Annotated in this window: 23 protein-coding genes and 1 pseudogene; 19 read left to right on the forward strand and 5 right to left on the reverse strand. The window is 66.2% G+C overall.

Translation table 11 applies throughout. The features are described 5' to 3' along the window. Nucleotides 1–270: 270 nt before the first annotated feature. Nucleotides 271–903 carry a 7-carboxy-7-deazaguanine synthase gene (queE, locus tag HNR60_RS15450; protein ID WP_184259024.1) on the reverse strand — a complete coding sequence of 211 codons (633 nt, stop codon included), beginning with the start codon at nucleotides 901–903 and terminating at the stop codon, nucleotides 271–273. Beyond that, nucleotides 900–1364, reverse strand: coding sequence for a tRNA (cytidine(34)-2'-O)-methyltransferase (locus HNR60_RS15455; RefSeq protein WP_184259126.1), 465 nt, complete (start codon nucleotides 1362–1364; stop codon nucleotides 900–902). The genes queE and HNR60_RS15455 overlap by 4 nt, the downstream gene beginning before the upstream one ends. 284 nt (nucleotides 1365–1648) lie before the next feature. Here HNR60_RS15455 and petA point away from each other — a divergent pair, with 284 nt between their 5' ends. From petA to HNR60_RS15475, 4 genes are all read left to right on the forward strand, one after another. Further along, nucleotides 1649–2176 carry a ubiquinol-cytochrome c reductase iron-sulfur subunit gene (gene petA, locus HNR60_RS15460; RefSeq protein WP_184259026.1) on the forward strand — a complete coding sequence of 176 codons (528 nt, stop codon included), beginning with the start codon at nucleotides 1649–1651 and terminating at the stop codon, nucleotides 2174–2176. A 47-nt stretch (nucleotides 2177–2223) separates the two neighbouring features. Continuing rightward, complete coding sequence (locus HNR60_RS15465) at nucleotides 2224–4299, forward strand: cytochrome c1 (RefSeq protein ID WP_184259028.1); 2076 nt, start codon at nucleotides 2224–2226, stop codon at nucleotides 4297–4299. Between the two features lie 463 nt (nucleotides 4300–4762). Beyond that, nucleotides 4763–5437, forward strand: coding sequence for a dienelactone hydrolase family protein (locus tag HNR60_RS15470; RefSeq protein ID WP_184259030.1), 675 nt, complete (start codon nucleotides 4763–4765; stop codon nucleotides 5435–5437). A gap of 133 nt (nucleotides 5438–5570) precedes the next feature. Beyond that, nucleotides 5571–5771, forward strand: coding sequence for a hypothetical protein (locus HNR60_RS15475; protein WP_184259032.1), 201 nt, complete (start codon nucleotides 5571–5573; stop codon nucleotides 5769–5771). A 136-nt stretch (nucleotides 5772–5907) separates the two neighbouring features. On the opposite strand, the gene HNR60_RS15480 is transcribed toward HNR60_RS15475, so the two are convergent. Both HNR60_RS15480 and HNR60_RS15485 read right to left on the reverse strand, forming a co-directional pair. After that, nucleotides 5908–6558: a GntR family transcriptional regulator gene (locus tag HNR60_RS15480; protein WP_184259034.1), complete on the reverse strand. Its 651-nt coding sequence runs from the start codon at nucleotides 6556–6558 to the stop codon at nucleotides 5908–5910. Between the two features lie 51 nt (nucleotides 6559–6609). Beyond that, nucleotides 6610–6758, reverse strand: a pseudogene (locus HNR60_RS15485) (DUF4089 domain-containing protein); the annotation flags it as partial. A gap of 534 nt (nucleotides 6759–7292) precedes the next feature. On the opposite strand from HNR60_RS15485, the gene hyfB reads away from it, so the two are divergent. Genes hyfB through HNR60_RS15515 form a run of 6 tightly spaced genes read left to right on the forward strand, consistent with a single transcriptional unit; the run spans nucleotide 7293 to nucleotide 14420 of the window. Further along, a complete protein-coding gene (gene hyfB / locus HNR60_RS15490) occupies nucleotides 7293–9305 on the forward strand; it encodes a hydrogenase 4 subunit B (RefSeq protein ID WP_184259130.1) in 2013 nt (670 codons plus the stop codon). After that, the gene (locus tag HNR60_RS15495) at nucleotides 9296–10252 is read left to right on the forward strand and encodes a respiratory chain complex I subunit 1 family protein (protein ID WP_184259036.1); all 957 of its coding nucleotides are present in this window, start codon (nucleotides 9296–9298) and stop codon (nucleotides 10250–10252) included. The genes hyfB and HNR60_RS15495 overlap by 10 nt, the downstream gene beginning before the upstream one ends. Next, a complete protein-coding gene (locus HNR60_RS15500; RefSeq protein WP_184259038.1) occupies nucleotides 10252–10914 on the forward strand; it encodes a hydrogenase-4 component E in 663 nt (220 codons plus the stop codon). The genes HNR60_RS15495 and HNR60_RS15500 overlap by 1 nt, the downstream gene beginning before the upstream one ends. Continuing rightward, nucleotides 10911–12362: a hydrogenase 4 subunit F gene (locus tag HNR60_RS15505; RefSeq protein ID WP_184259040.1), complete on the forward strand. Its 1452-nt coding sequence runs from the start codon at nucleotides 10911–10913 to the stop codon at nucleotides 12360–12362. The genes HNR60_RS15500 and HNR60_RS15505 overlap by 4 nt, the downstream gene beginning before the upstream one ends. Before the next feature lie 12 nt (nucleotides 12363–12374). Further along, complete coding sequence (locus HNR60_RS15510) at nucleotides 12375–13883, forward strand: hydrogenase large subunit (RefSeq protein WP_184259042.1); 1509 nt, start codon at nucleotides 12375–12377, stop codon at nucleotides 13881–13883. Nucleotides 13884–13895: 12 nt separating this feature from the next. Beyond that, nucleotides 13896–14420, forward strand: a complete 525-nt coding sequence (locus HNR60_RS15515; protein WP_184259044.1) for an NADH-quinone oxidoreductase subunit B family protein — start codon at nucleotides 13896–13898, stop codon at nucleotides 14418–14420. Nucleotides 14421–14889: 469 nt separating this feature from the next. Here HNR60_RS15515 and HNR60_RS15520 read toward each other — a convergent pair whose 3' ends face one another. After that, on the reverse strand, nucleotides 14890–15264 hold the full coding sequence (locus HNR60_RS15520; protein ID WP_184259046.1) for a hypothetical protein: 375 nt from the start codon (nucleotides 15262–15264) through the stop codon (nucleotides 14890–14892). 174 nt (nucleotides 15265–15438) lie between these two features. On the opposite strand from HNR60_RS15520, the gene exbB reads away from it, so the two are divergent. The 9 genes from exbB to flbD all read left to right on the forward strand — a co-directional run bounded on the left by exbB (nucleotide 15439) and on the right by flbD (nucleotide 23726). Further along, nucleotides 15439–16266, forward strand: a complete 828-nt coding sequence (exbB, locus tag HNR60_RS15525) for a tonB-system energizer ExbB (protein WP_184259048.1) — start codon at nucleotides 15439–15441, stop codon at nucleotides 16264–16266. 19 nt (nucleotides 16267–16285) lie between these two features. Then, nucleotides 16286–16723, forward strand: a complete 438-nt coding sequence (exbD, locus tag HNR60_RS15530) for a TonB system transport protein ExbD (RefSeq protein ID WP_184259050.1) — start codon at nucleotides 16286–16288, stop codon at nucleotides 16721–16723. Continuing rightward, a complete protein-coding gene (locus HNR60_RS15535) occupies nucleotides 16707–17573 on the forward strand; it encodes an energy transducer TonB family protein (RefSeq protein WP_184259052.1) in 867 nt (288 codons plus the stop codon). The genes exbD and HNR60_RS15535 overlap by 17 nt, the downstream gene beginning before the upstream one ends. A 574-nt stretch (nucleotides 17574–18147) precedes the next feature. Next, complete coding sequence (sciP, locus tag HNR60_RS15540) at nucleotides 18148–18423, forward strand: CtrA inhibitor SciP (protein WP_002714638.1); 276 nt, start codon at nucleotides 18148–18150, stop codon at nucleotides 18421–18423. 173 nt (nucleotides 18424–18596) lie between these two features. Beyond that, nucleotides 18597–20207: a flagellar basal-body MS-ring/collar protein FliF gene (gene fliF / locus HNR60_RS15545; protein WP_184259132.1), complete on the forward strand. Its 1611-nt coding sequence runs from the start codon at nucleotides 18597–18599 to the stop codon at nucleotides 20205–20207. Nucleotides 20208–20213: 6 nt separating this feature from the next. Beyond that, the gene (fliG, locus tag HNR60_RS15550) at nucleotides 20214–21302 is read left to right on the forward strand and encodes a flagellar motor switch protein FliG (protein WP_184259054.1); all 1089 of its coding nucleotides are present in this window, start codon (nucleotides 20214–20216) and stop codon (nucleotides 21300–21302) included. Next, nucleotides 21302–21931, forward strand: coding sequence for a FliH/SctL family protein (locus HNR60_RS15555; RefSeq protein WP_184259056.1), 630 nt, complete (start codon nucleotides 21302–21304; stop codon nucleotides 21929–21931). The genes fliG and HNR60_RS15555 overlap by 1 nt, the downstream gene beginning before the upstream one ends. 11 nt (nucleotides 21932–21942) lie before the next feature. Next, complete coding sequence (fliN, locus tag HNR60_RS15560; protein ID WP_184259058.1) at nucleotides 21943–22293, forward strand: flagellar motor switch protein FliN; 351 nt, start codon at nucleotides 21943–21945, stop codon at nucleotides 22291–22293. Between the two features lie 53 nt (nucleotides 22294–22346). Then, nucleotides 22347–23726 carry a sigma-54-dependent transcriptional regulator FlbD gene (gene flbD, locus HNR60_RS15565; RefSeq protein ID WP_184259060.1) on the forward strand — a complete coding sequence of 460 codons (1380 nt, stop codon included), beginning with the start codon at nucleotides 22347–22349 and terminating at the stop codon, nucleotides 23724–23726. Nucleotides 23727–23801 lie beyond the last annotated feature (75 nt).

A 23801-nucleotide genomic window follows, 5' to 3' on the forward strand; every position in this document is an offset into this window, starting at 1 on the left:
TCAAGGTAGCGATTCGTCATGACAAGCCGAACACGGCGGCGTCACATCCAGGCTTGCCGCCCTCAGCGTGCACGCGCATGTCGCCCTCAATGAGAAAGACATCGTCATTCCGGGGCGCGAGGCCGAAAGGCCGAGCGAACCCGGAATCTCGCTGCGGTTGCGAGCGCCGGACCGTTGCGAGATTCCGGGTTCGCGCGAGCTGTCGCTCGCGCGCCCCGGAATGACGGTGCGGAGTTGGTGGCGCCACGGAATTGCGCCCTCGAAGAGCCGCTACCTGATGCCGAGCGTCTTGTGGGTCTGCAGGCTGAGCCGCCATTGCGGATGCGCCAGGCAATAATCGATCGCGCTTGCGGTGTTGGCGGCGGCGTCCGGGCCGTCCATCGGCTGCAGCGAAAATCGTTCGAAGCCGAGACCTTCGAATCGCTCGGGTAAGGCGCCCGGCTGCGGATACACCAGTTTGAGTTCCTGGCCCTGGCGCAGCACCAGTTCGGCGCCGGCCTTCGGGCTGACGCAGAGCCAGTCGATGCCGTCGGGCGGCTGCAACGTGCCGTTGGTTTCCACGCCGATGCTGAAACCGCGGGCGTGCAGCGCAGCGATCAGCGCGGCATCGAGCTGCAGCAGCGGTTCGCCGCCGGTTAATACCACGTAGCGGAATTTGTCGTCGCCGCTCCATTGCCCGGCGATAGCATCGGCGAGCGCGTCGGCCGAGGCGTAGCGGCCGCCCAGCGTGCCGTCGGTTCCGACGAAATCGGTGTCGCAGAATCGGCAGGTCGCGGCGCCGCGATCCTGTTCCCGCCCGCTCCACAGATTGCAGCCGGCGAACCGGCAAAACACCGACGCCCGGCCGGCATGGGCGCCTTCGCCTTGCAATGTGAGGAAGATTTCCTTGACGGCGTAGCTCACGAAACCTCGCTGCCCGGTGTGGTCTGCCGCAGCGCTTCGCCGAGCACCATCGCCGCCGCCATCGCGACGTTGAGCGAACGCAGCCCCGGCTGCACCGGAATCACCAGCCGCGCATCGGCCGCCGCGGCGACGTCGTCCGGCACGCCGACGGATTCCCGCCCCAGCAACAGCACATCGGACGCAGAATAGCGGTATTCCAGATAGGGCGTTAGTCCTTTGGTCGTAAGCAACACCAGCCGGCATCCTGTTGCAGCGCGCCACTGCTCGAAATTCGACCAGCAATCGTGCCGTATGATTGTCACCTGATCGAGATAGTCCATGCCGGCGCGGCGGAAGTGACGATCGGAAATTGGAAACCCGGCGGGCTCGATAATATGGGCTTCGACATCAAGGCAGGCGCAGAGCCGCAGGATCGTTCCGGTATTCTGCGGAATGTCGGGTTGGAAGAGTGCAATCCGCATTCCGTGCTGCGCCTTCATCGTCAGCCACGAAAGCTGAGACCAATCATTGGGCTGCGTAGTTTTCGGGCAAGCTATTTGGACTAGGTCGATAGCGGGCTTGCGCTCCCCGGGCAAGGGTGCCAATAGAACGATTCTGGACCGCTGTGCCAAAGGCCGTTGCGGTTCAATAGGTCGTTTTGCCGCTCCCCTCGGGGATGCGGATGTCGTAGCCGCTCCCGGGCGCACTGATCATGCGAACCGGCTGGGCGGTTTGACCGGTTTGAGACGAGAAAGGGCTTTTTATCGTGACCACAGAGGCTTCGTCGGACCCGACACGCCGTGATTTTCTTTACATCGCCACCGGCGCGGTTGCCGCCGTAGGTGCAGCGGCCACGGTGTGGCCGCTGGTTGCGCAGATGAACCCGGATGCCTCGACGATCGCCGCCGGCGCGCCGATCCAGGTCGATCTGGCGCCGATCGCCTCCGGTCAGGACATCAAGGTGTTCTGGCGCGGCAAGCCGATCTACATCATGAACCGCACCGCCAAGCAGGTCGAAGAGGCCCGCGCCGTCGAGCTGTCGAGCCTGCCCGATCCGGCGACCGACCAGGACCGCACCAAAGAGGGTCACGAGCAGTGGCTGGTGGTGATCGGCATCTGCACCCATCTCGGCTGCATTCCGATCGCGCACGAAGGCAAGTATGACGGCTTCTTCTGCCCGTGCCACGGTTCGCAATACGACTCCTCCGGTCGCATTCGTCAGGGGCCGGCCCCGGCCAACCTGCCCGTCCCGCCCTATCAGTTCGTCTCCGACAGCAAGATTCAAATCGGCTGACGCTGCCCTTCCCTCAGCCTCTCTGCAATAATTCCAGGATCGCCCCAATGAGTGGACCTTCGACCTATCAGCCACGACCCGGCGTCATGAAGTGGCTGGAAGACCGCCTGCCGATCGTCGGCCTCGTTCATTCCTCCTTCATTGCCTTTCCGACGCCGCGCAACCTGAACTACTGGTGGACGTTCGGCGTCATCCTGTCGATGATGCTGGTGATCCAGATCATCACCGGCGTGGTGCTGGCGATGCACTACACCCCGCACGTCGACTTCGCCTTCACCTCGGTCGAGGCGCTGGTGCGCGACGTCAATTTCGGCTGGTTGCTGCGCAACACCCACGCCGCCGGCGCCTCGATGTTCTTCATCGCGGTCTACATCCACATGTTCCGCGGCCTGTATTACGGGTCGTACAAGGAACCGCGCGAAGTGCTGTGGATCCTCGGCGTGATCATCTACCTGTTGATGATGGCGACCGGCTTCATGGGCTACGTGCTGCCCTGGGGTCAGATGAGCTTCTGGGGCGCCACCGTGATCACCAACCTGTTCTCGGCGATCCCGATCGTCGGCGACAGCATCGTGACGCTGTTGTGGGGCGGCTATTCGGTCGGCAACCCGACGCTGAACCGGTTCTACTCGCTGCACTATCTGCTGCCGTTCCTGATCGTCGGCGTGGTCATCCTGCACGTCTGGGCAGTCCACGTCACCGGCCAGAACAACCCGGCCGGCGTCGAGCCGAAGACCGAAAAGGACATGGTGCCGTTCACTCCCTACGCGACCATGAAGGACCTGTTCGCCGCCTCGGTGTTCCTGATCTTCTTCTCGTGGTTCATCTTCTACATGCCGAACTATCTCGGCGACGCGGAAAACTACGTTCAGGCCAATCCCGGCGTGACCCCGCCGCACATCGTTCCGGAATGGTACTACCTGCCGTTCTACGCGATCCTGCGCTCGATCCCCAATAAGCTGCTCGGCGTCGTCGCGATGTTCGGCGCCATCATCGTGCTGCTGTTCCTGCCCTGGCTGGACAGCATGAAGGTGCGCTCGTCGCGCTATCGCCCGCTCGGCAAGCGCTTCTTCTGGGCCTTCGTCGTCGTCTGCATCCTGCTCGGCTGGCTCGGCGGCAAGCCCGCGGAAGGCATCTACACCATCCTGGCACGCTTCCTGACCGCGGCCTACTTCGCCTACTTCCTGATCGTGCTGCCGTTGCTGTCGCGGATGGAGAAGACGTTGCCGCTGCCGAACTCGATCTCCGACGACGTGCTGTCGAAATCCGACAGCAGCCTCGGCAAGACCGTGGCGTCGATCGCCGTGGTGCTGGGATTGGCCGGCACCCTGGTGATGGGCGGCCTGCAGAACGCCAAGGCCGCGACCGAGGAGAACATCCCGGCGTCGCAGCAGTGGTCGTTCGCGGGCCCGTTCGGCAAGTATGACCGGGCGCAGTTGCAGCGCGGCTTCAAGATCTACAAGGAAGTCTGCTCGGCCTGCCACTCGCTGAAGCTGTTGGCCTACCGCAACCTCGCCGATCCGGGTGGACCGTCGTTCACGCCGGAGCAGGCCGCCGCGGTCGCCGCCGAAGCCACCGTGAAGGATGGCCCGAACGACGCCGGCGACATGTTCGACCGTCCCGGCCGGGTCGCCGACCGCTTCGTGTCGCCGTTCCCGAACGAGATGGCCGCGCGTGCCGCCAATGGCGGCGCCGCCCCGCCGGATCTGTCGCTGATGGCGAAGGCTCGCTCCTACGAGCGCGGCTTCCCGCAGTTCGTGTTCGACTTCTTCACCCAGTTCCAGGAGCAGGGCCCGAACTACATCGCCGCGCTGCTGCAGGGCTTCGAAGACACCCCGCCGGAAGGCTTCACGCTGCCCGACGGCTCCTATTACAACAAGTACTTCCCAGGCCATTCGATCAAGATGCCGCCGCCGTTGTCGGAGGGGCAGGTCACGTTCGACGACGGTTCGCCGCAGACGCTGGCGCAATACGCCAACGACGTCTCTGCGTTCCTGATGTGGGCCGCGGAGCCGCATCTCGAGGCCCGCAAGCGGCTCGGCCTGCAGGTGATGATCTTCCTGCTGATCCTGTCCGGCCTGTTGTACTTCACCAAGCAGCGGATCTGGGCCGACGCCCACTAAGCGCCGCTCACTGCAAAAACGGAAAAGCCCCTGCGGGGGCTTTTTTGTTGCCCGAAATCCGGCATTGCGATTTCGGCAGCGCTCCTGACCCTGGCCCTGAGCCTGACCGACCCGGTTGGATGAGCGGTTCGCGCTGATTGTGTCGAACTCGATCCGAGCGGCGCGGCGTCGGCCCCTCGCCCCGCTTGCGGGGAGAGGGTGGCGTGACAAGCGAAGCTTGTCGCGCCGGGTGAGGGGGCGCCTCGTTATGTTGAGGCGCCCCCTCACCCGACCCGGCTTCGCTTTCGCTCCGCCAGGTCGACCTCTCCCCGCAAGCGGGGAGAGGTTAAGTAGTGCGGCGCTAGCCGGCGCTCGGCCACGCATCGACACGCCATCGCGCCTCAGTGGCGATTGCATCCGGCGGCCGCAGCGGTCAAAATCGCACTCAAGCAAATCGCTTTGCAAAACATCTTCGGAGGACCCCATGGGCACCCACATCACCTTCAAGCGTCCCGACGGCAAGGAAGCCCACGGCTATCTCGCCAACGCCGCGCAGGGCAACGCGCCCGGCGTGGTGGTGATCCAGGAATGGTGGGGGCTGTCGGAGCAGATCAAGGGGCTCACCGATCGCTTCGCGCTGGCCGGCTTCGATGCGCTGGCGCCCGATCTCTACAACGGCGTGGTGGTGCCGTATCACGACACCGAGGCCGCCAACAAAGAGATGGGCTCGCTCGACTTCATCGATGCCACCACCCAGACGGTGCGCGGCGCGGCGCAATATCTCGGCCGCAACGGCGCCAAGGTGGGGCTGACCGGGTTCTGCCTCGGCGGCGCGGTCACCATCATCGGCGCCTGCAAGATTCCCGAACTCGGCGCCGCGGTGGCGTTCTACGGCATCCCGCCGGAGCAGGCGGCGAAGCCCGCCGACGTCCGGGTGCCGCTGCAGGGCCACTTCGCGACGCGCGACGATTGGTGCACGCCGCAACTGGTCGACGCCTTCGAGAGCGCGATGAAGGCCGCGGGAAAGACCGCCGAATTTTATCGCTACGAAGCCGACCACGCCTTCGTCAACGAACAGCGCGCCGCGGTGCACGATCGCGAAGCCGCCGAGCTGGCCTGGGGCCGCGCCGCGGAGTTTTTCCACAAACATCTCGGATAGGTGCGTAGCAGGCGCTTAGTACCCGCATCGCGTGCGACCGAAGCGTTGTCGGCAACGGTAAAATTTGAGCGTTCGACTGAACAATTGACAGAACTGTTGCTGCGATAAAGCTGCCTCAAGAGCGAGGACAGCCATGGTTGAGAAAGTAACAACGCGCGCGCAGAATGTCGTCGATTTCGTCGGCTACCAACTGCGTCGATCCGGGGCGGCGATCCGCATCCGCGCTTGCCGCCATTGCGGTGCAGCGCTCGGCGAAGGCGAATCCGACGACGACTGTTCGACCGTGATGTTGTGCGAGCAGCCGACCCGGATCCGCCGCCCGCGCCAGTCGTAACCAGGCGACGGCAGCGCCGAAGGCCCGGACCGGACGTCCGCGACGATTGATCGATTGGCTGCGGGATGAGGTTTCGAAGAAGCGCGATCCCGCTGCAATGTGCAACGCCGCCTCGGCCGAACAGGGCGGGGCGGCGTTACACCGACACCGCGTAGAGTTCGTATTCGTCGCGCGCCAGATCGATATGGGCGCGCATCGCCGCGGCGGCGCCGTTGCGGTCGCCGCGCAGGATCGCCAGCACGATGCGGTCGTGCTCGGCGTGGGATTTCGCCAGCCGGCCGAGATTGCGGAACTGGGCGCGGCGGAACGGCTGCACCCGCACCCGGGTCGCCAGCGTCATTTCGGCGATGTAGTCGTTCTGCGCCCCGGCATAGATCGCGTTGTGAAACCGCTCGTTGACCTCGTGGAAGCGATCCGGATCGCCGGCCTGGCTGACGAGCCGCGCCTCCTCGTGGGTGGCCTGCAGCGCCTGGCGCTCAATCGGCGGCATCCGCTCGGCGGCGAAACCGGCGCACAGCGCTTCCAGCTCGGCCATCGCTTCAAACATTCCGGCCAGCCGTTGCGCCGAGGGCTGCGCCACCACCGCGCCGCGGTGTGCGCGCGACTCCACGAGGCCGGAGGCCGCGAGCTGCCGCAACGCCTCGCGCACCGGGGTGCGCGATACCTTGAAGCGCTGCGCGATCTCGGTCTCGTCGAGCGCCGATCCCGGCGGCAGCGTGCCGCGCACGATGTCGTCGGCGAGTTGCCGGCGCAGGTCCTCGGCGCGGGTCAGCTTGCCGACGTTCATGGAGAGGCTTTCGGCCGCGGCGCCAACGCCACGCCGGCCTGTTGCAACGCCGTCGGGCAGGGGGAATTCGTTTCGACCAGCCGCGCCAATTTCAGCGTAATCTCGAGATTGGCGCGCACCGCGGGCTTCCAGGCGGGCTTGATCGGCAGCGCCAGCGCGGCGCCGACGGCGTCGATATAGGCGTCGAGAGGGTCAGGCAGGCGCATCGGTCACTCACGATCTCGTAAGTTAAGAGGGCGGCGCTCTCGCCGCGCGCGGCCGTTGAGGCCCTCGGGTGAATCGCGGACGCCGGCCGCGCCACGGATTTTTTCAGCGAACGATTGGCAAACATCGTGCCAGGGTCAGCCAAGACTGATCAGGCGGCAATCGTGGAATTCTATCAGCCGCCGACTCGCTCGCCCCATGCCGTGCCTGGTGTTTGCATACAAAGGCAGCGTTGATGCCCATTGACGGTGCAATGGAACCTCTCCTGTTCAACGGGCGGCCGGCGGTGATATGGCGCCGATGCTCGATTGCGCCAGCGCAAGAAAATCCCCTCGGAAGATGCCATGCTGCGAAAGTCGGATTCGCTTGCCCCTAGAAGATGTTTAATAGATCAGACATCATGTTAATTGCATCATGAGCCGGTTCTTGACCAGGATGGCCGACGCGCGTGCGCCGCTATGGGCGAACGCATGCGGTGCTGCGCCTGGACGGTCGGAGCGTGCCCGGCGCCTTGCGAGGACGCTCTGGTGCTGACCGCAGTGGCCGCGCAACTTGTCTGCGTCGCGGCCCTGCTGGGGATCGCCGTGCTCGCCGTGGCGCTGAGCCGCGCCAAAGCCGCCACCGCGCTGGTTTATGGCGCCACCCTGATCGTCTGTGCGCTGGCTTTGATCGGCGCGCTGCGCGCCCTGCTCGCGGGCACGGGCGCCGACGAGATCGTGCTGCCGATCGGCCTGCCGTGGCTCGGCGCGCATTTCCGGCTCGATGCACTGGCGGCGTTCTTCCTCGCCGTGGTCAATCTCGGCGGCGCGATCGCCAGCCTCTATGCGCTGGGCTACGGCCGGCACGAGCACGCGCCGCAGCGGGTGCTGCCGTTCTTTCCGGCGTTCCTGGCCGGGATGAATCTGGTGGTGCTGGCCGACGACGCGTTCTCCTATCTCTTGTGCTGGGAGTTCATGTCGCTGGCGTCGTGGGCGCTGGTGATGACGCATCATCGCGAACCCGGCAACGCCCGCGCCGGCTATGTCTATCTGTTGATGGCGAGCTTCGGCACGCTGGCGCTGCTGCTGGCATTCGGCCTGCTGGCGGGTCCCGCCGGCGACTACGGCTTCGCGGCGATCCGCGCCATGCCGCATGCGCCGGGCGAAGCCACAATGGTGCTGATCCTGATGCTGCTCGGCGCCGGCTCCAAAGCGGGCTTAGTGCCCTTGCACGTCTGGCTGCCGCTGGCGCATCCCGCGGCGCCGAGCCACGTCTCCGCGTTGATGAGCGGGGTGATGACCAAGGTCGCGGTCTATGGCTTCATCCGCGTGGTGTTCGATCTGTTGGGACCGCCGAACTGGACCGCCAGCGTGCTGGTGCTGTCGCTCGGCGGCGTCACCGCGGTGATGGGCATTCTCTACGCGCTGTTGGAAAAGGACCTGAAGCGCCTGTTGGCCTATTCGACGATCGAGAACATCGGCATCATCTTCGTCTGCCTTGGGCTGGCGCTGGCGTTTCAGGCCAACAACCAGACGCTGGCCGCATCGCTGGCCCTCACCGCGGCGCTGTTTCACGTCTTCAACCATTCGCTGTTCAAGAGCCTGCTGTTCTTCGGCGCCGGCGCCGTGCTGGTGTCGACCGGGGCGCGCGACATGGACAAGCTCGGCGGGCTGATCCACCGCATGCCGGTGACCAGCGTGGTTTTCCTGATCGGCTGCGTGGCGATCGCAGCGCTGCCGCCGTTCAACGGCTTCGTCTCGGAATGGCTGATGTTTCAGGCCGTGCTGCTCAGCCCGAGCCTGCCGCAATGGGGCCTGAAGATCATGGTGCCGGCGATCGGCGCGCTGCTGGCGCTTGCCGCGGCGCTGGCGGCGGCGTGTTTCGTCAAGGCCTATGGGGTCAGCTTCCTCAGCCGGCCGCGCAGCGAGGCGGCGGCGAACGCCCAGGAGGTCGACCACTTTTCGCTGGCCGCGATGGTGATCCTGGCGTCGCTGTGCCTGTTCGCCGGCATCTTCCCGGGCCTAGTGATCGACGCGCTGTCGCCGGTGACGCAGCAGATCCTCGACAGCCGGCTCGGCGCGCAATCGCACTTACCGTGGCTCTCGATCATCCCGATCGCCGAGCGCCGCGGCTCCTATAATGGCCTCTTGGTGCTGGTGTTCATCGCGATCTCGGCGTCGCTCGGCTATCTGGCGATCCGGCGGTTCTCCTCGCACGCGGTACGCCGCGGCCCGGCCTGGGGCTGCGGCTTTTCCGATGCGGTGCCGCAGGCGCAATATTCGCCGGACAGTTTCGCGCAGCCGCTGCGCCGGGTATTCGGCACGCTATTGTTCGCCGCCCGCGAGCACGTCGAGATGCCGCCGCCGGGCAGCGTGAAGCCTGCGCGGTTCTCGGTCGAGATCCACGATCTGGTCTGGGAAACGCTGTACGGGCGCATCGCCGGCGCGGTCGACACCGCGTCGAAAAGGCTCGATCGCTGGCAGCTGTTGACGATCCGCGGCTATCTCAGCCTGGTGTTCGCCACCCTGGTCACGCTGTTGCTGGTGCTCGCGATATGGTCGTGATCTCCGACATCCTGGTGCAGGGCATCCAGATGCTCCTGGTGTTCCTGCTGGCGCCGCTGCTCACCGGCTTCATCCGCAAGGTCAAGGCGCGGCTGATGCGCCGCAAGGGGCCGTCGATCTTGCAGCCCTATCGCGACCTGTTGCGGCTGCTGCGCAAGGAAGTGGTGCTGGCCGACAACGCCTCCTGGCTGTTCCGCGCCACGCCCTATCTCACCTTCGCGGCGATCTGGGTCGCTGCCGCCTTGGTGCCGACCTTCGCCACCGGGCTGCTGTTCAACTGGACCGCCGACCTCATCGTGATCGTGGCGCTGCTCGGCACCGCGCGGTTCTTCCTGGCGCTGGCCGGCATGGACGTCGGCACCGCGTTCGGCGGCCTCGGCTCATCGCGCGAAGTGATGATCGCGGCCTTGGCTGAACCTGCGATGCTGTTGATCGTGTTCTGCGTGGCGCTGGTGGCGGGCTCGACGCAGCTCTCCACGGTGGCGAATTTCATCGCCTCGTCGCAGGTCGGCCTCCGCGTCTCGCTCGGCATGGCGATGATCGCGCTGGTGATCGTGGCGCTGGCGGAAAACGCCCGCATCCCGGTCGACAATCCCTCGACCCACCTCGAGCTCACCATGGTGCACGAGGCGATGATCCTGGAATATTCCGGCCGGCATCTGGCGCTGATCGAGTTCGGCGCCTTCCTCAAGCTTTTGTTGTATATCTCGCTGATCGCCTGTTTGTTTTTCCCGTGGGAAATTGCGGTGTTCGGCGCCGGGCCGCTGTCCTATGTGATCGGCGCCGCGATGTATCTCTTGAAAGTCACCATCGCCGGCTTCCTGCTGGCGGTGTTCGAGACCGCGACCGCGAAAATGCGGGTGTTCCGCGTTCCGCAATTCCTCGGCGCAGCTTTGATGCTCGGCCTGCTCGGCACGCTGCTCCTGTTCGTATCGAAAAGCTTGTGATGCACAGTCTCGATTTCGATATCTCACACTCGCTGGCCGGCGGCCTGGTGCTGATCAGCTTCATGATGCTGTATCAGGATCGCCTCTATTCGCTGCTCAACGTGTTCGCGCTGCACGCGGTGACGCTGTCGCTGGCGGTGACCTGGCAGGCCTTCATCCAGGACGCGCCGCATCTCTACGTCACCGCGGCGATCGCGCTGGTGTTCAAGGCGATCATCATCCCGGTGGCGCTGCATCGCATCATCCGCCAGCTCGGCATTCACCGCGACATCGAGACCGCGGTCGGCATCGGCCCGACCATGCTGGCCGGCATGGGGCTGGTGGCGCTGTCGATGGTGTTGATGCTGCGGGTCACCGCCGAGGCCGACGCGCTGGCACGCGAAGACCTCGCCTTCGCGCTGTCGGTGGTGCTGCTCGGGTTGCTGGTGATGGTGACGCGACGCAACGCGGTCTCCCAGGTGGTCGGCTTCATGTCGCTGGAGAACGGCTTGGTGCTGGCCGCCACCGGCGCCAAGGGCATGCCGCTGGTGGTCGAAATCTCGGTCGCGTTCTCGATCCTGATCGCCTTCATCGTGATCGGCATCTTCCTGTTCCGGATCCGCGAACGCTTCGATTCGGTCGACGTCGCCGCACTCGACGAATCCCGCGGAGAACGCCGATGAATTTCGCGGCGTTCAACCCGGTGCTCGGCGTAGTGCTGATCCCGATCTTCGCCGCAGCATTGCTGGCGGCCTTGCCGGGCTATCGGCTGACTGCGCGGCTCAACGTTCTGGCGAGCCTCGCCACCTTCGTCTGCGCGGTGCTGCTGTTGATCCTGCCGCGCCCGACGCCCGGGCCCTATGTGCTGGTCGACGACCTCAACATCGTCTTCATCGTGCTGAACACCTTTGTCGGCTTCACCACCAGCGTGTTCAGCGCCAGCTACATCGCCCACGAACTCGAGACCGGCCGGCTGACCCCGGCCTATCTGCGGTTCTACCACGCGATGTACCAGACCATGATGTTCGGCATGAATCTGGCGTTCGTGTCGAACAATATCGGGCTGATGTGGGTGGCGGTCGAAGTGGCGACGCTGACCACGGTGCTGATGGTCGGCATCTATCGCACCGAGGCGGCGCTGGAAGCCGCGTGGAAATATTTCATCCTCGGCAGCGTCGGCATCGCCTTCGCGCTGTTCGGCACCATCCTGGTCTATATGGCGGCGCGGCCGATCATCGGCGAAGGCCAGGACGCCATGATCTGGACGCTGCTGATCGAGCGCGCCTCGCAGTTCGACGCCGCCCTGCTCAACGTCGCCTTCGTGTTCCTGTTTCTCGGCTACGGCACCAAGGTTGGCCTGGCGCCGCTGCACGCCTGGCTGCCCGACGCCCATGCCGAGGGCCCGACGCCGATCTCGGCGGTGCTGTCCGGGCTGTTGTTGAACGTGGCGCTGTACGCGCTGTTGCGCTTCAAGATGCTGATGACCGCCAATCCCGGCGCCATGGCGCCGGGCACGCTGATGGTGACGATGGGGCTTACGTCGCTGATCTTCGCCGCCTTCATGCTGTATCGAAGGCGCGACATCAAACGGCTGTTCGCCTATTCGTCGATCGAGCACATGGGCATCATCGTGTTCGCGTTCGGGATGGGCGGGCCGCTGGCGAATTTCGCTGGTCTCCTGCACATGGTGATGCACAGCCTGACCAAGTCGGCGATCTTCTTCGCGGTCGGCCACATCGTGCAGATCAAGGGCACCCAGACGCTCGACGAGATCCGCGGCATCACCGAGACCCATCCGGCGCTCGGCTGGGGTTTCGTCGCCGGCGTGGTGGCGATCGCGGGCCTGCCGCCGCTCGGCATCTTCATGAGTGAATTTCTGGTGGTCAGCTCGACCTTCGCGCGGCAGCCGCTGCTGGCGTTGCTGCTGGTGTTCGGCCTGTTGGTGGCGTTCGGCGCGCTGACGCTGCGGCTAACCGGCGTCGCCTTCGGCGAGCCGCGCGGTCCGACCCGGCCGGCGGAAGCGTCCTATCTGCCGATGTTCGCGCATCTCGCATTGGTGCTGGTCGCCGGCGTTTACCTGCCGGCGCCGATCGTGGTCTGGTTTCAGCATGTCGCCCACCTCCTTGGATAGCGCGAGGACCCCATGCCGTCGCTGAGCGACCTGAAGCGGGAAGGCCTCCTCGCGCCGCAGCAGCGGCCATGGCCGCGCATCATCGTCGACGAAGTGCTGTGGAGCGGCGCTGCCACCTCGGTCGCGGAGCGCCGGATGACGCTGCTGGCGCTGTGGGGCGAGGCGGGCGCGGTGCACATGGCGCTGCTGGAACAGGCCACCGCCGAGGTCGCGGTGATCAGCCTGAATTGTCCGAGCGGGCGGTTTCCCTCGGTCGGCGCGCAGCATCCGCCGGCGCTGCGGCTGGAACGCAGCCTCCACGATCTGTTCGGCCTCGAGCCGGTCGGCTCGCCGGATTCAAGGCCGTGGCTCGATCACGGGCAATGGGGCGTCACCGCGCCGCTCGGCGCCAATACGCCGTCGACGCCGCAGCCGCCGTATCCGTTCCTGCCGGTCGATGGCGCGGGGCTGCACCAGGTCGCGGTCGGCCCGGTGCATGCCGGCATCATCGAGCCCGGGCATTTCCGCTTCACCGCCTCGGGCGAAACCGTGGTGCGGCTCGAGCAGCGGCTCGGCTATGTCCACAAGGGCATCGAAGGGCTGATGAGCGGCGCTTCGCTGCAGCAGGGCGTTAAGCTCGCCGGCCGGGTGTCGGGCGACAGCACCGTGGCTTATTCCTATGCGTTCTCGCTGGCCGCCGAGGCCGCGCTTGAACTCGCCGTGCCGCCGCGCGCGGTGTGGCTGCGCGCGCTGCTGGCCGAATTGGAGCGGCTCGCCAATCACCTCGGCGACATCGGCGCGATCTGCAACGACGCGGCGTTTGCGCTGATGCTGGCGCATTGCGGCGTGCTGCGCGAGAACGTGCTGCGCGCCGCCGCCATCGCCTTCGGCCATCGCCTGATGCGCGATCTCATCGTGCCGGGCGGGGTGCGGCGCGATCTCGGCGCCGACGGCCGCAAAGCCATCGAAGCCGCGCTGGTGTCGATCCGCCAGCAGCTCCCCGCGCTGGTCGAACTCTACGACGAGACCGCCTCGCTGCAGGACCGCACCGTCGGCACCGGCGTGGTGAGTGCGGAGCTGGTCGCGCAATATGGCGCCGGCGGCTTCGTCGGCCGCGGCTCCGGCCGCGCCTTCGATGCCCGGCGGCAGCTGTGCTATCCGCCCTACGATCAGTTGCGCTTCGAGGTGCCGGTGTTGACCGAGGGCGACGTCAACGCCCGGGTCTGGGTGCGGATTCGCGAGGTCGAACAGAGCATGGCGCTGATCGACCAGTTGCTCGACAATCTGCCCGCCGGCGAATTGCTCGCGCCGCTGCCGGCGATCGCCGCAGACGGCGAGGGCATCGCGGTGGTCGAAGGGTTTCGCGGCGATATCTTGGTGTGGCTGCGGCTCGCCGCTGGTGCGATCGCGCGCTGCCATCTGCGCGATCCGTCGTGGTTCCAATGGCCGCTGCTGGAGGCCGCGATCGAGGGCAACATCGTCGCCGACTTTCCGCTCTGCAACAAATCGTTCAACTGCTCCTATTCCGGGCCGGATCTGTGAGGGGACGCCAGGATGCGTGATCTGTTGTTTCAGGGCCTGTTCCGCCGGCCGCATACCGAGCCCGCGCCGGCGCTGGATCCGGTCGCGGTCGAGCAACTCGCGACCTCGCTCGGCGAGCTGGCGCGGCAAAGGCTCGGCCGCAGCCTGTCGATCCGCGAGGTCGATGCCGGCTCCTGCAACGGCTGCGAGTTGGAAATCCACGCGCTCAGTAACGCCTATTACGACGTCGAGCGCTTCGGCATCCGCTTCGTCGCCTCGCCGCGCCATGCCGACGTGCTGCTGGTCACCGGGCCGGTGACCAAGAACATGCGCGACGCTTTGAAGGCGACCTATGAGGCGACGCCTTCGCCGAAATGGGTGGTGGCGCTGGGCGATTGCGCCCGCGACGGCGGCTGCTTCGCCGGCAGCTACGCGGTGGAGGGCGGGGTGGCCGCGGTGATCCCGGTCGACCTGCATATTCCTGGATGCCCGCCGCCGCCGCTGCAGATCCTGCAGGGGCTGTTGGCGCTGCTCGCGCGCGCCGACGCCAAGGCTTGATCGGCGCTCCGGCCGATCAAGCCGGTTAGTGCATTTCGTTGAGATTGAAGCATCCAACCCAAACGCGGCCGTCATTCCGGATTGCGAGTTCGAAGAACGAGCAAGTCCGGAATCCATAACCCCTGCGGTGGTTATGGATTACGGGCTCGCTCGCAGCTGACGCTGCTCGCGCCCCGGAATGACAGCGGGGGAAATCTTGAAGCGCATCAATCCAACTCGAAAAGTCTTTAGAATAGATCGAAATGACGGAAGCGCGCCCCGGACGCAGGGCACTACGCCGCTTGCGGCGTGGTGCGCTGCAGAGCCGGGGCCGTACCAGAACGCAGCGCTTGGAACGGTCCCGGCTCACGGCGCAGCGCCAAGGCGCTGCTCCGTGTCCGGGACACAAGTTCGTTCGCGTACAATTTTGTGGGGCACGCTTCCCTGCGTGCGCGGGAGGCCTTGATGGCGATTGGCGACGCGTGTCGCCTCAGCGCCGGCGCTTCGGCAGATCGACCCTGGCCTCGACGAATTCCGGCGGGCCTTCGGTGAGCCGGTGGATGCGGCGATCGCGCTCCTCGGAGGGCGCTTCCGGGTCGATCAGCTTATCGATCTGGCTGGCGGCGAGTTCGATCGCCCGGGCGTTGCGGATCGCCTTGCCGGGCTTGCCGGGCGAGCCGACGGACAGCCCGAGCTGCACCAGCCGCTGCACCGCCTCTTGGCGGGACACCTGATTGTGCGCCGCCCATTCGTCGAGCGCCGCCAGGGTCTGCGGCTGCAATTGCGCCGGGATTGTCTCGCAGGATTTCGTTGTAGCCGGCCGCTCGCCTGATTTCCCCTGCTTCGCGTCGGTTTGCTTGATCATAAATAAGTGTGTACCTGAAAAACCACTCGGGTGAAAGTTGAACTTGTGTTTCCGGGCTGTTCATCACCATGAAGAAGCCGGTATTCTTGCTGAGTTTTCAACCGTCGTCGTCGCGTCCCGCTCGGGGCCTTCGCCTTCGCTGTCCCTCTCGCCGCAGTCACTGGATTCCATCGCATGAGATTTGTTCACGAGCCGTCGGCCGACCGCACTGAGTTCCGGCCGCGGACGACCCGGCGGCTGCGCAGCGCCGGTACTGCGTTGTTGGCGCTGGCACTGACCGGCCTGCCGACGTTGGCGCTGGCCGCCGTCGATGTCGCCGCACTGCCGCGCAACCTGTCGCCCTGGGGAATGTTTCAGAACGCCGACATCGTCGTGAAGGTGGTGATGGTCGGGCTGGCGCTGGCGTCGCTGGCGACCTGGACGGTGTGGCTGTCGAAGACCCTCGAATTGCGCCGCGAACGCGCGCTGGCGCTGCAGCGCATCACGCAGCTCGAGAGCGACACCGCGCTGCCCGACATCGAACAGGACTGCGCCGGCGCCGAGGACGCGGTGGCGCAGCTGATCCAGTCGGCGGCGCGCGAGGCCAGCCTGTCGGGCGGGGTGTTCGACGACGCCTTCAAGGAGCGCGTGGCGTTGCGGCTGGAACGCGTCGAGGGCGCGATGTCGCGGCGGATCGCCCGCGGCACCGGCATCCTGGCGACGATCGGCGCCACCTCGCCGTTCATCGGGCTGTTCGGCACGGTGTGGGGCATCATGAACGCCTTCATCGGCATCTCGGAGGCGCACACCACCAACCTCGCGGTGGTGGCGCCGGGCATCGCCGAGGCGCTGCTGGCCACCGCGCTCGGCCTGGTCGCCGCGATCCCCGCGGTGGTGATCTACAATCATCTGGCGCGGGTGATCGCGTCCTATCGGGCGCTGCTCGGCGACGCCTCGGCGCAGCTGTTGCTGCTGCTCAGCCGCGACAAGGGCCGCCGCGGCGCGCGGCTCGGACGGGCATAGTGATCATGGGCGCAGCATCATGGGCGTGAGGCTCGGCGGCGGCAGGCGCGGCGGCGACGACGACGACCTCGTCGAAGCCCACGAAATCAACGTCACGCCGTTCATAGACGTGATGCTGGTGCTGCTGATCATCTTCATGGTGGCGGCGCCGCTCGCCACCGTCGATCTCGGCGTCGATCTGCCGGCCTCCACCGTCGAGCCGCAGCCGCGGCCCGAGCAGCCGGTGTTCGTCACCTTGAAGCCGGATCTGTCGGTCGCGGTCGGCGAAGATATCATCGCCCGCGAGGCGTTGCCGGGCACGCTCGACGCCGCCACCAAGGGCCAGAAGGACGAGCGGATCTTTCTGCGCGCCGACAAGGCGGTGAGCTACGGCGAGCTGATGGCGGTGATGAACCTGTTGCGCGACGCCGGCTATCTGAAGATCGCGCTGGTGGGCCTCGATGGCCGAAGCGAGTGAGTTGAACGCGTTCACGCTGCATACTGCGGAGGATCGCTCCGGCCTGCGGCGCTGGGCGCTGTCGGCGCTCGTCGTGGTCGCGCTGCATGTCGGGCTGATCGCGGCGGCGATCGCGTGGTACACGGCGTCGCCGCCGCCGGGCGCGATAATCCCGGCGATCATGGTCGACATGGCGCCGTCCTCCGCGGCGCCGCAGCTGCAGCCGCTCGACCTGCCGCCGGGACCGCAGATGCAGGAGGCCGAAGCGCCGCCGCCTCCGCCGCCCGAGCCGGAGCCGGTGGCGCCGCCGCCCCCCGAGCAGGCGCTGCCGCCGACGCCGGTGCAGGAGAAGCCCGACGTCGCGGCGCCGCAGGAGCCGAAGGCCGAGCCGGCGCCGCCAAAGCCCGCGCCGACGCAGATCGTGCGCGAGCAGCCTCAGCGTGAGCCGAAGAAACCCAAACGCGAGCCGCGGGTGGCGAAGAAGCCGGCGGAGACGCCGGCGCCGCAGACCAGCGCGCCGCCGGCCGCCGCGCGTCAGGCGCGCGCCGCCGCGGCGGCCACCGCCGGCGCTGCGGCCGCCGCGGCGCTGCCGTCGTATCGCGACCGGCTCGCCGCGCATCTGCAGCGCTTCAAGCAATATCCGTCGGAGGCGCGCTCGGCCGGCGTGCAGGGCACCGCGATGCTGAGCTTCACCGTCGGCCGCGGCGGCCAGGTGCTCGGCGCCAGGCTCGCTCGATCATCGGGCTCCGCGTCGCTCGACGCCGAGACCATGGCGATGATCCGCCGCGCCCAGCCGCTGCCGGCGTTTCCGCCGGAGATGCCGCAGCGATCGCTGAGCTTCACGGTTCCGGTGCGGTTCTCGATCCGCTGACGTTCGTTCGGTTGGGATTGAGCATCCAATCGAAGTCCCGTCGTCATTCCGGATTGCGAGTCGAAGAACGAGCAAGTCCGGAATCCATATCCCCTGCAGGGGTTATGGATTCCGGGCTCGTTCGCAGTTGACGCTGCTCGCGCCCCGGAATGACGCTTGGGGATGTTGTAGCGCAGCGATCGAAGAATGTTCTAACGCAGCGTCGCGACTTCGTGTTGCTACGCGCGAACTAACAACTCGTTTTCATCAAGGAGATTTGACAGGTCGCTTTGGCGCCGTCCGCTGCGCCGTCGCCGCGTGTTTGGCGCGCATCCAACGGGCTCGCGAGCCGCGGGGCGGTGGCATCCGCGTTGCCAGGAGGCGGCAACGCCCCCGTGCGGCTTAACCTTTCGACAACTTTCGTCTTCATCACTTGATAAGCAAGGTTAATAGTCGGTGCCGGCGCGCCCTGATCTTGGCCACGTAGCGTCGCCGTAACGAGATTCAAATTGCTGTGTGACGCTTAGGCAAATTTTAAGTCGCTGGGGGTATTCTGGTTTTCAGAGTTGAGTGGTTGAGAGTTTGTGAGTACGCCATGACAGAGCCCCATCGCCCGAGGGTCAAGTATGTCATCGGGCCTGACGGCAGTCCGCTTACGATTGCGGATCTGCCCGCGCCCGGGACAAAACGGTGGGTCATCCGCCGTAAAGCCGAAGTGGTCGCCGCCGTTCGCGGTGGCCTCTTGTCCCTCGAAGAAGCCTGCAGCCGTTATACGCTGACCGTCGACGAATTCCTGTCCTGGCAGTTTTCCATTGACCAGCATGGTCTCGCCGGGCTGCGCACCACCCGGATCCAGCAATACCGGCAATAAATTCAACCCTAGATCGTCGCGTTCTCTGACAACCGGGCTCCCGCGAGGGACGCCCGGTTTGCTGCGTCTGGATTTCTTTACCGGCGTTAAGGATCGTTAACGATATTGAAACCATCCCATAGGCAAGATTTGCCTAGTCGGCTGCGATCGTGCCGAAGCTGAGGGGCTGGTTGGTGCAAGGTCTGGTGAGCTTTCTGAAAGGTCTGGGCGCCGCCCGGCTGATGGCGATGATCGCCGTCACCGCTGCGCTGATCGGATTCTTCGCCTTTGTGATCATGCGCGTCACCACGCCGCAGATGACGACGCTGTTCACCGACCTCAGCGTCGAGGATTCCTCCGGCATCATCAAGGACCTGGAGCGCCAGGGCATCCCGTTCGAGCTGCGCAACGAAGGCAGCGTGATCATGGTGCCGAAGGACAAGGTCACCCGGCTGCGGATGAAGCTCGCCGAGGGCGGGCTGCCGAAGGGCGGCGGCGTCGGCTACGAGATCTTCGACAAGTCGGATGCGCTGGGCTCCACCAGCTTCGTGCAGAACATCAACCATCTGCGCGCGCTGGAAGGCGAACTCGCCCGCACCATCCGCGCCATCGACCGCATCCAGGCGGCCCGCGTCCATCTGGTGCTGCCGGAGCGGCCGCTGTTCTCGCGCGAGACCCCGGAGCCGTCGGCCTCGATCGTGCTGCGGGTGCGCGGCGCGCTGGAGCCGCAGCAGGTCCGCGCCATCCGCCACGTGGTGGCCTCGGCGGTCAACGGGCTGAAGCCGCAGCGGGTGTCGATCGTCGACGAGGCCGGGCAGCTGCTCGCCGACGGCGCCGCCGGCGATCCGGCGAGCGACGGCGCCACCGGCGACGAGCGCCGCGCCGGTTTCGAGAAACGGATGCGTAACCAGGTCGAGGCGATTGTTTCCTCGGTGGTAGGCAGCGGCCGGGCGCGGGTCCAGCTCACCGCCGACTTCGACTACAACAAGGTCACGCAGACCTCCGACAAGTTCGATCCCGAAGGAAGGGTGCTGCGCTCCAGCCAGTCGCGCGAGGAATCCTCGGCGACCGCCGGTGCCAGCGACGGTCAGGTCACGGTCAACAACGAACTGCCCGGCAATCAGCAGGGCGGCGGCGCGGTGGCCCGCGATCAGACCAAGAAGAGCGAAGAAACCAACAATTATGAGATTTCGCGCGTCACCAAGACCGAGATCACCGAGGCCGGGCGGGTCAACCGAATCTCCGTCGCGGTGCTGGTCGACGGCATCTACGCCAAGAACGACAAGGGCGAGCTGGTCTATCAGGAGCGCAGCAAGGAGCAGCTCGACCGCATCGCGGCGCTGGTGCGCTCCTCGATCGGCTTCGATCAGAAGCGCGGCGACCAGGTCGAGGTCGTCAACCTGCGGTTCGCCGAGGCTCCGAGCGTGCCGCCGGTCGCCGAGCCGGGCGGCCTGCTCGGCATGGTGCAGTTCACGAAGGATGATGTGATGTATGTCATCGAGCTCGCGGTGATGATGCTGCTCGGCCTGGTGGTGATGTTCATGGTGATCCGGCCGTTGGTGCGCCGGATCCTGGCGGCCGATGCCGCCGCCCTCGGCTCGGTGCCGGCGTTGACCGACGCCAGCGGCAACGTGGTCGGCCCCGACGGCCAGGCCCTGCCGGCGCCGGGCCCCAGCATGATCGACATCGCCCAGGTGCAAGGCCAGGTCCACGCCCAGTCGGTGCACCGCGTCGGCGAACTGGCCGACCGCAACCCCAACGAAACCGCCGCCATTGTTCGCCAGTGGCTTCAGGAGCCAGCGTGACCTGACATGGCCGTTCCGCAGACCGTCAACGCCAGCAACCAAGACATCGCCAGCGTGGTCGCCAATCTGGCGATGCGCCAGGGCAATCGTCCCGCCAGCAAGCCGATGAGCGGCCCGAAGCGCGCCGCGATGCTGATGCTGGCGCTCGGCGAGCAATATGGCGGCAAGGTCTGGGCGTTGCTCGACGACGACGAGGTGCGCGAACTGTCGTCGGTGATGTCGTCGCTCGGCACCATCGAGCCGGAGGTGGTCGAGGACCTGCTGCTGGAATTCGTGTCGCGGATGTCGGCGTCCGGGGCGCTGATGGGCAATTTCGACGCTACCGAGCGGCTGCTGCAGAAGTATCTGCCGTCCGACCGGGTCAGCGGCATCATGGAAGAAATCCGCGGCCCGGCCGGCCGCAACATGTGGGAAAAGCTCTCCAACGTTCAGGAGGAGGTGCTCGCCAACTACCTGAAGAACGAATACCCGCAGACCACCGCGGTGGTGCTGTCGAAGCTGAAGTCCGAACACGCCGCCAAGGTGCTGTCGATTCTGCCGGAAGACATGGCGCTCGACGTCATCGGCCGGATGCTGAAAATGGAAGCGGTGCAGAAGGAAGTGATCGAGAGCGTCGAGAAGACGCTGCGGGTCGAGTTCATGTCCAACCTGTCGCAGACCAGGCGCCGCGACGCCCACGAGGTGATGGCGGAAATCTTCAACAATTTCGACCGCCAGACCGAGACCCGCTTCCTCACCTCGCTGGAAGAAGACAACCGCGAAGCCGCCGAACGCATCAAGGCGCTGATGTTCACCTTCGACGATCTCGTGAAGCTCGACGCCGGCTCGGCGCAGACGCTGATGCGCAACGTCGACAAGGACAAGCTCGGCATCGCGCTGAAGAGCGCCAACGAAGAGGTGCGCTCGTTCTTCCTCGGCAACATGTCGTCCCGCGCCGGCAAGATGCTGCTCGACGACATGGCGGCGCTCGGCCCGGTGCGGCTGCGCGACGTCGACGAGGCGCAGGCGCTGCTCGTCAACCTTGCCAAAGACCTCGCCGCCAAGGGCGAGATCGTGCTGACCAAGAACCGCGCCGACGACGAACTGGTGTATTGATGGCTGCTCCTGCAAAATTTCTGTTCGATGTTGATTTCGGCGCGCCCGACGCGGCGCGCGAAAAGGCCGCGACGCCCGCCGAGATCGCCGCGCAGGTCGCGGCCGCGGAGGCCGCGGCCTATCGCGCCGGCTACGACGCCGGCCAGCAGGAGGCCAAGGCCGAGAGCGACCGCCGCGTGGCGCTGGCGCTGGAGGAAATCGCCATCTCGATCCGCGGCATCGCGGGGCGGTTCTCCGGCGTCGAGATGCGGCTGCAAACCGAGGCGGTCGACGTCGCGGTGGCGGTGGCGCGCAAATTGTGCGGCGACCTGATCGCGGCCGAGCCGCTCACCGAAGTCACCGCGCTGATCGGCGATTGCTTCCGGCAGTTGGTGTCGACGCCGCACATCGTGATCCGGATCAACGACATGCTGTACGACGCAGCCCACGAGCGGATCGAACGGCTCGCCAAGCAGAGCGGCTTCGAGGGCCGCCTGGTGATCATGGCGGAGCCCGAGATCGCCAGCGGCGATTGCAAGATCGAATGGGCCGACGGCGGCGTGCTCTTGGAGCGCGCGGCCACCGAGGCAAAAATCAGCGAACTGGTCGGACGCTACATGGCGTCGCGCAACGATCCCCCCGGACAATGAGGACTTGAACGATGGCCGACAATGACAGCCAGGTGCCGTTGCCCGATCTCAATTCCACCGACGCGCCGCCGCTCGGCGACGTCGGCTACAGCGACGACGAACAGGTCTCGCGGATCGCCGCCGATCTCGAAGCGGTGTTCGACGTGCCGGTGCAGGTCTCGGCCGTGCTCGGCCGTTCCAAGATGGACGTCGGCGAATTGCTGAAGCTCGGGCCCGGCACCGTGCTCGAACTCGACCGCAAGGTCGGCGAAGCGATCGACATCTACGTCAACAACCGCCTGGTGGCGCGCGGCGAGGTGGTGCTGGTCGAGGACAAGCTCGGCGTCACCATGACGGAAATCATCAAGGCCGAGCGCGCCTAACGGAAATGAACCGGCCGGGCGCGACGGGCGCGGCAGACTGACAGGAGACATCCATGCGGCTTCTCATCGTTGGCACGTTAAAGGGTCAGCTCACGACCGCCACCAAGATCGCCATGGACAACGGCGCCTCGGTGACGCATTCGGAAAACAACGAGCAGGCGATGCGGGTGCTGCGCGGCGGCAAGGGCGCCGACCTGCTGCTGGTCGACGTCGCGCTCGACATCCGCGACCTGGTGATGCGGCTCGAGGCCGAACACATCCACGTGCCGATCGTGGCCTGCGGCATCGCCAACGACGCCCGCGCCGCGGTCGCCGCGATCCACGCCGGCGCCAAGGAATACATCCCGCTGCCGCCGGATCCGGAACTGATCGCCGCGGTCTTGGCCGCGGTGGCCAATGATTCCCGCGAGCTGATCTATCGCGACGAGGCGATGGCCAAGGTGATCAAGCTGGCGCAGCAGATCGCCGGCTCCGACGCCTCGGTGATGATCACCGGCGAGAGCGGCACCGGCAAGGAGGTGCTGGCGCGCTACGTGCACAGCCGCTCCAACCGCGCCAAGAAGCCGTTCATCAGCATCAATTGCGCGGCGATCCCCGAGCATCTGTTGGAATCCGAACTGTTCGGCCACGAGAAGGGCGCCTTCACGGGTGCTGTGGCGCGGCGCATCGGCAAGTTCGAAGAGGCCACCGGCGGCACGCTGTTGCTCGACGAAATCTCCGAGATGGATGTCCGGCTGCAATCGAAATTGCTGCGCGCGATTCAGGAGCGGGTGATCGACCGCGTCGGCGGCACCCGCCCGGTGCCGATCGACATCCGCATCATCGCCACCTCGAACCGCAATCTCGCCGACGTGGTGCGCGAGGGCACGTTCCGCGAGGATCTGCTGTTCCGGCTCAACGTCGTCAATCTGAAGATCCCGCCGTTGCGCGAACGGCCCGCCGACATTCTCGAATTGGCGCAGCATTTCGCCAAGAAATACGCCGCCGCCAATGGCGTGCCGCTGCGGCCGATCTCCGCGGATGCGCGCCGCGTGCTGAGCAGCAACCGCTGGCAGGGCAACGTCCGCGAATTGGAAAACACCATTCACCGCGCGGTGCTGATGGCGCAGGGCGACGAGATCGGCCCGGAGGCGATCATTTCGCCGGACGGCGATCGGCTGGATCTCGCCAAGACGCCGCCGGCGGTGGCGCACGCGACGCTCGCGGCCGAACAGGTCACCCGCGCGCTGGTCGGCCGCACCGTCGCCGACGTCGAGCGCGATCTGATTTTGGAGACGCTGAAGCATTGCCTCGGCAACCGCACCCACGCGGCGAACATTCTCGGCATCTCGATCCGCACCCTGCGCAACAAGCTGAACGAATACGCCGACGGCGGCCTGCCGGTGACGCCGGCCGGCTCCGGCGAATTCCGGGCTTTCGTGGCGACGGCGTAACGGCGCGGGAGCGGCTCGCAGAGTCAGACTTTATGGTGCACCGGATGCAGCGCATTCGATGGCTCGGTGCGTCCG

It is taken from the genome of Rhodopseudomonas rhenobacensis (genome assembly GCF_014203125.1).
Classification (GTDB): Bacteria; Pseudomonadota; Alphaproteobacteria; order Rhizobiales; family Xanthobacteraceae; genus Rhodopseudomonas_A; species Rhodopseudomonas_A rhenobacensis.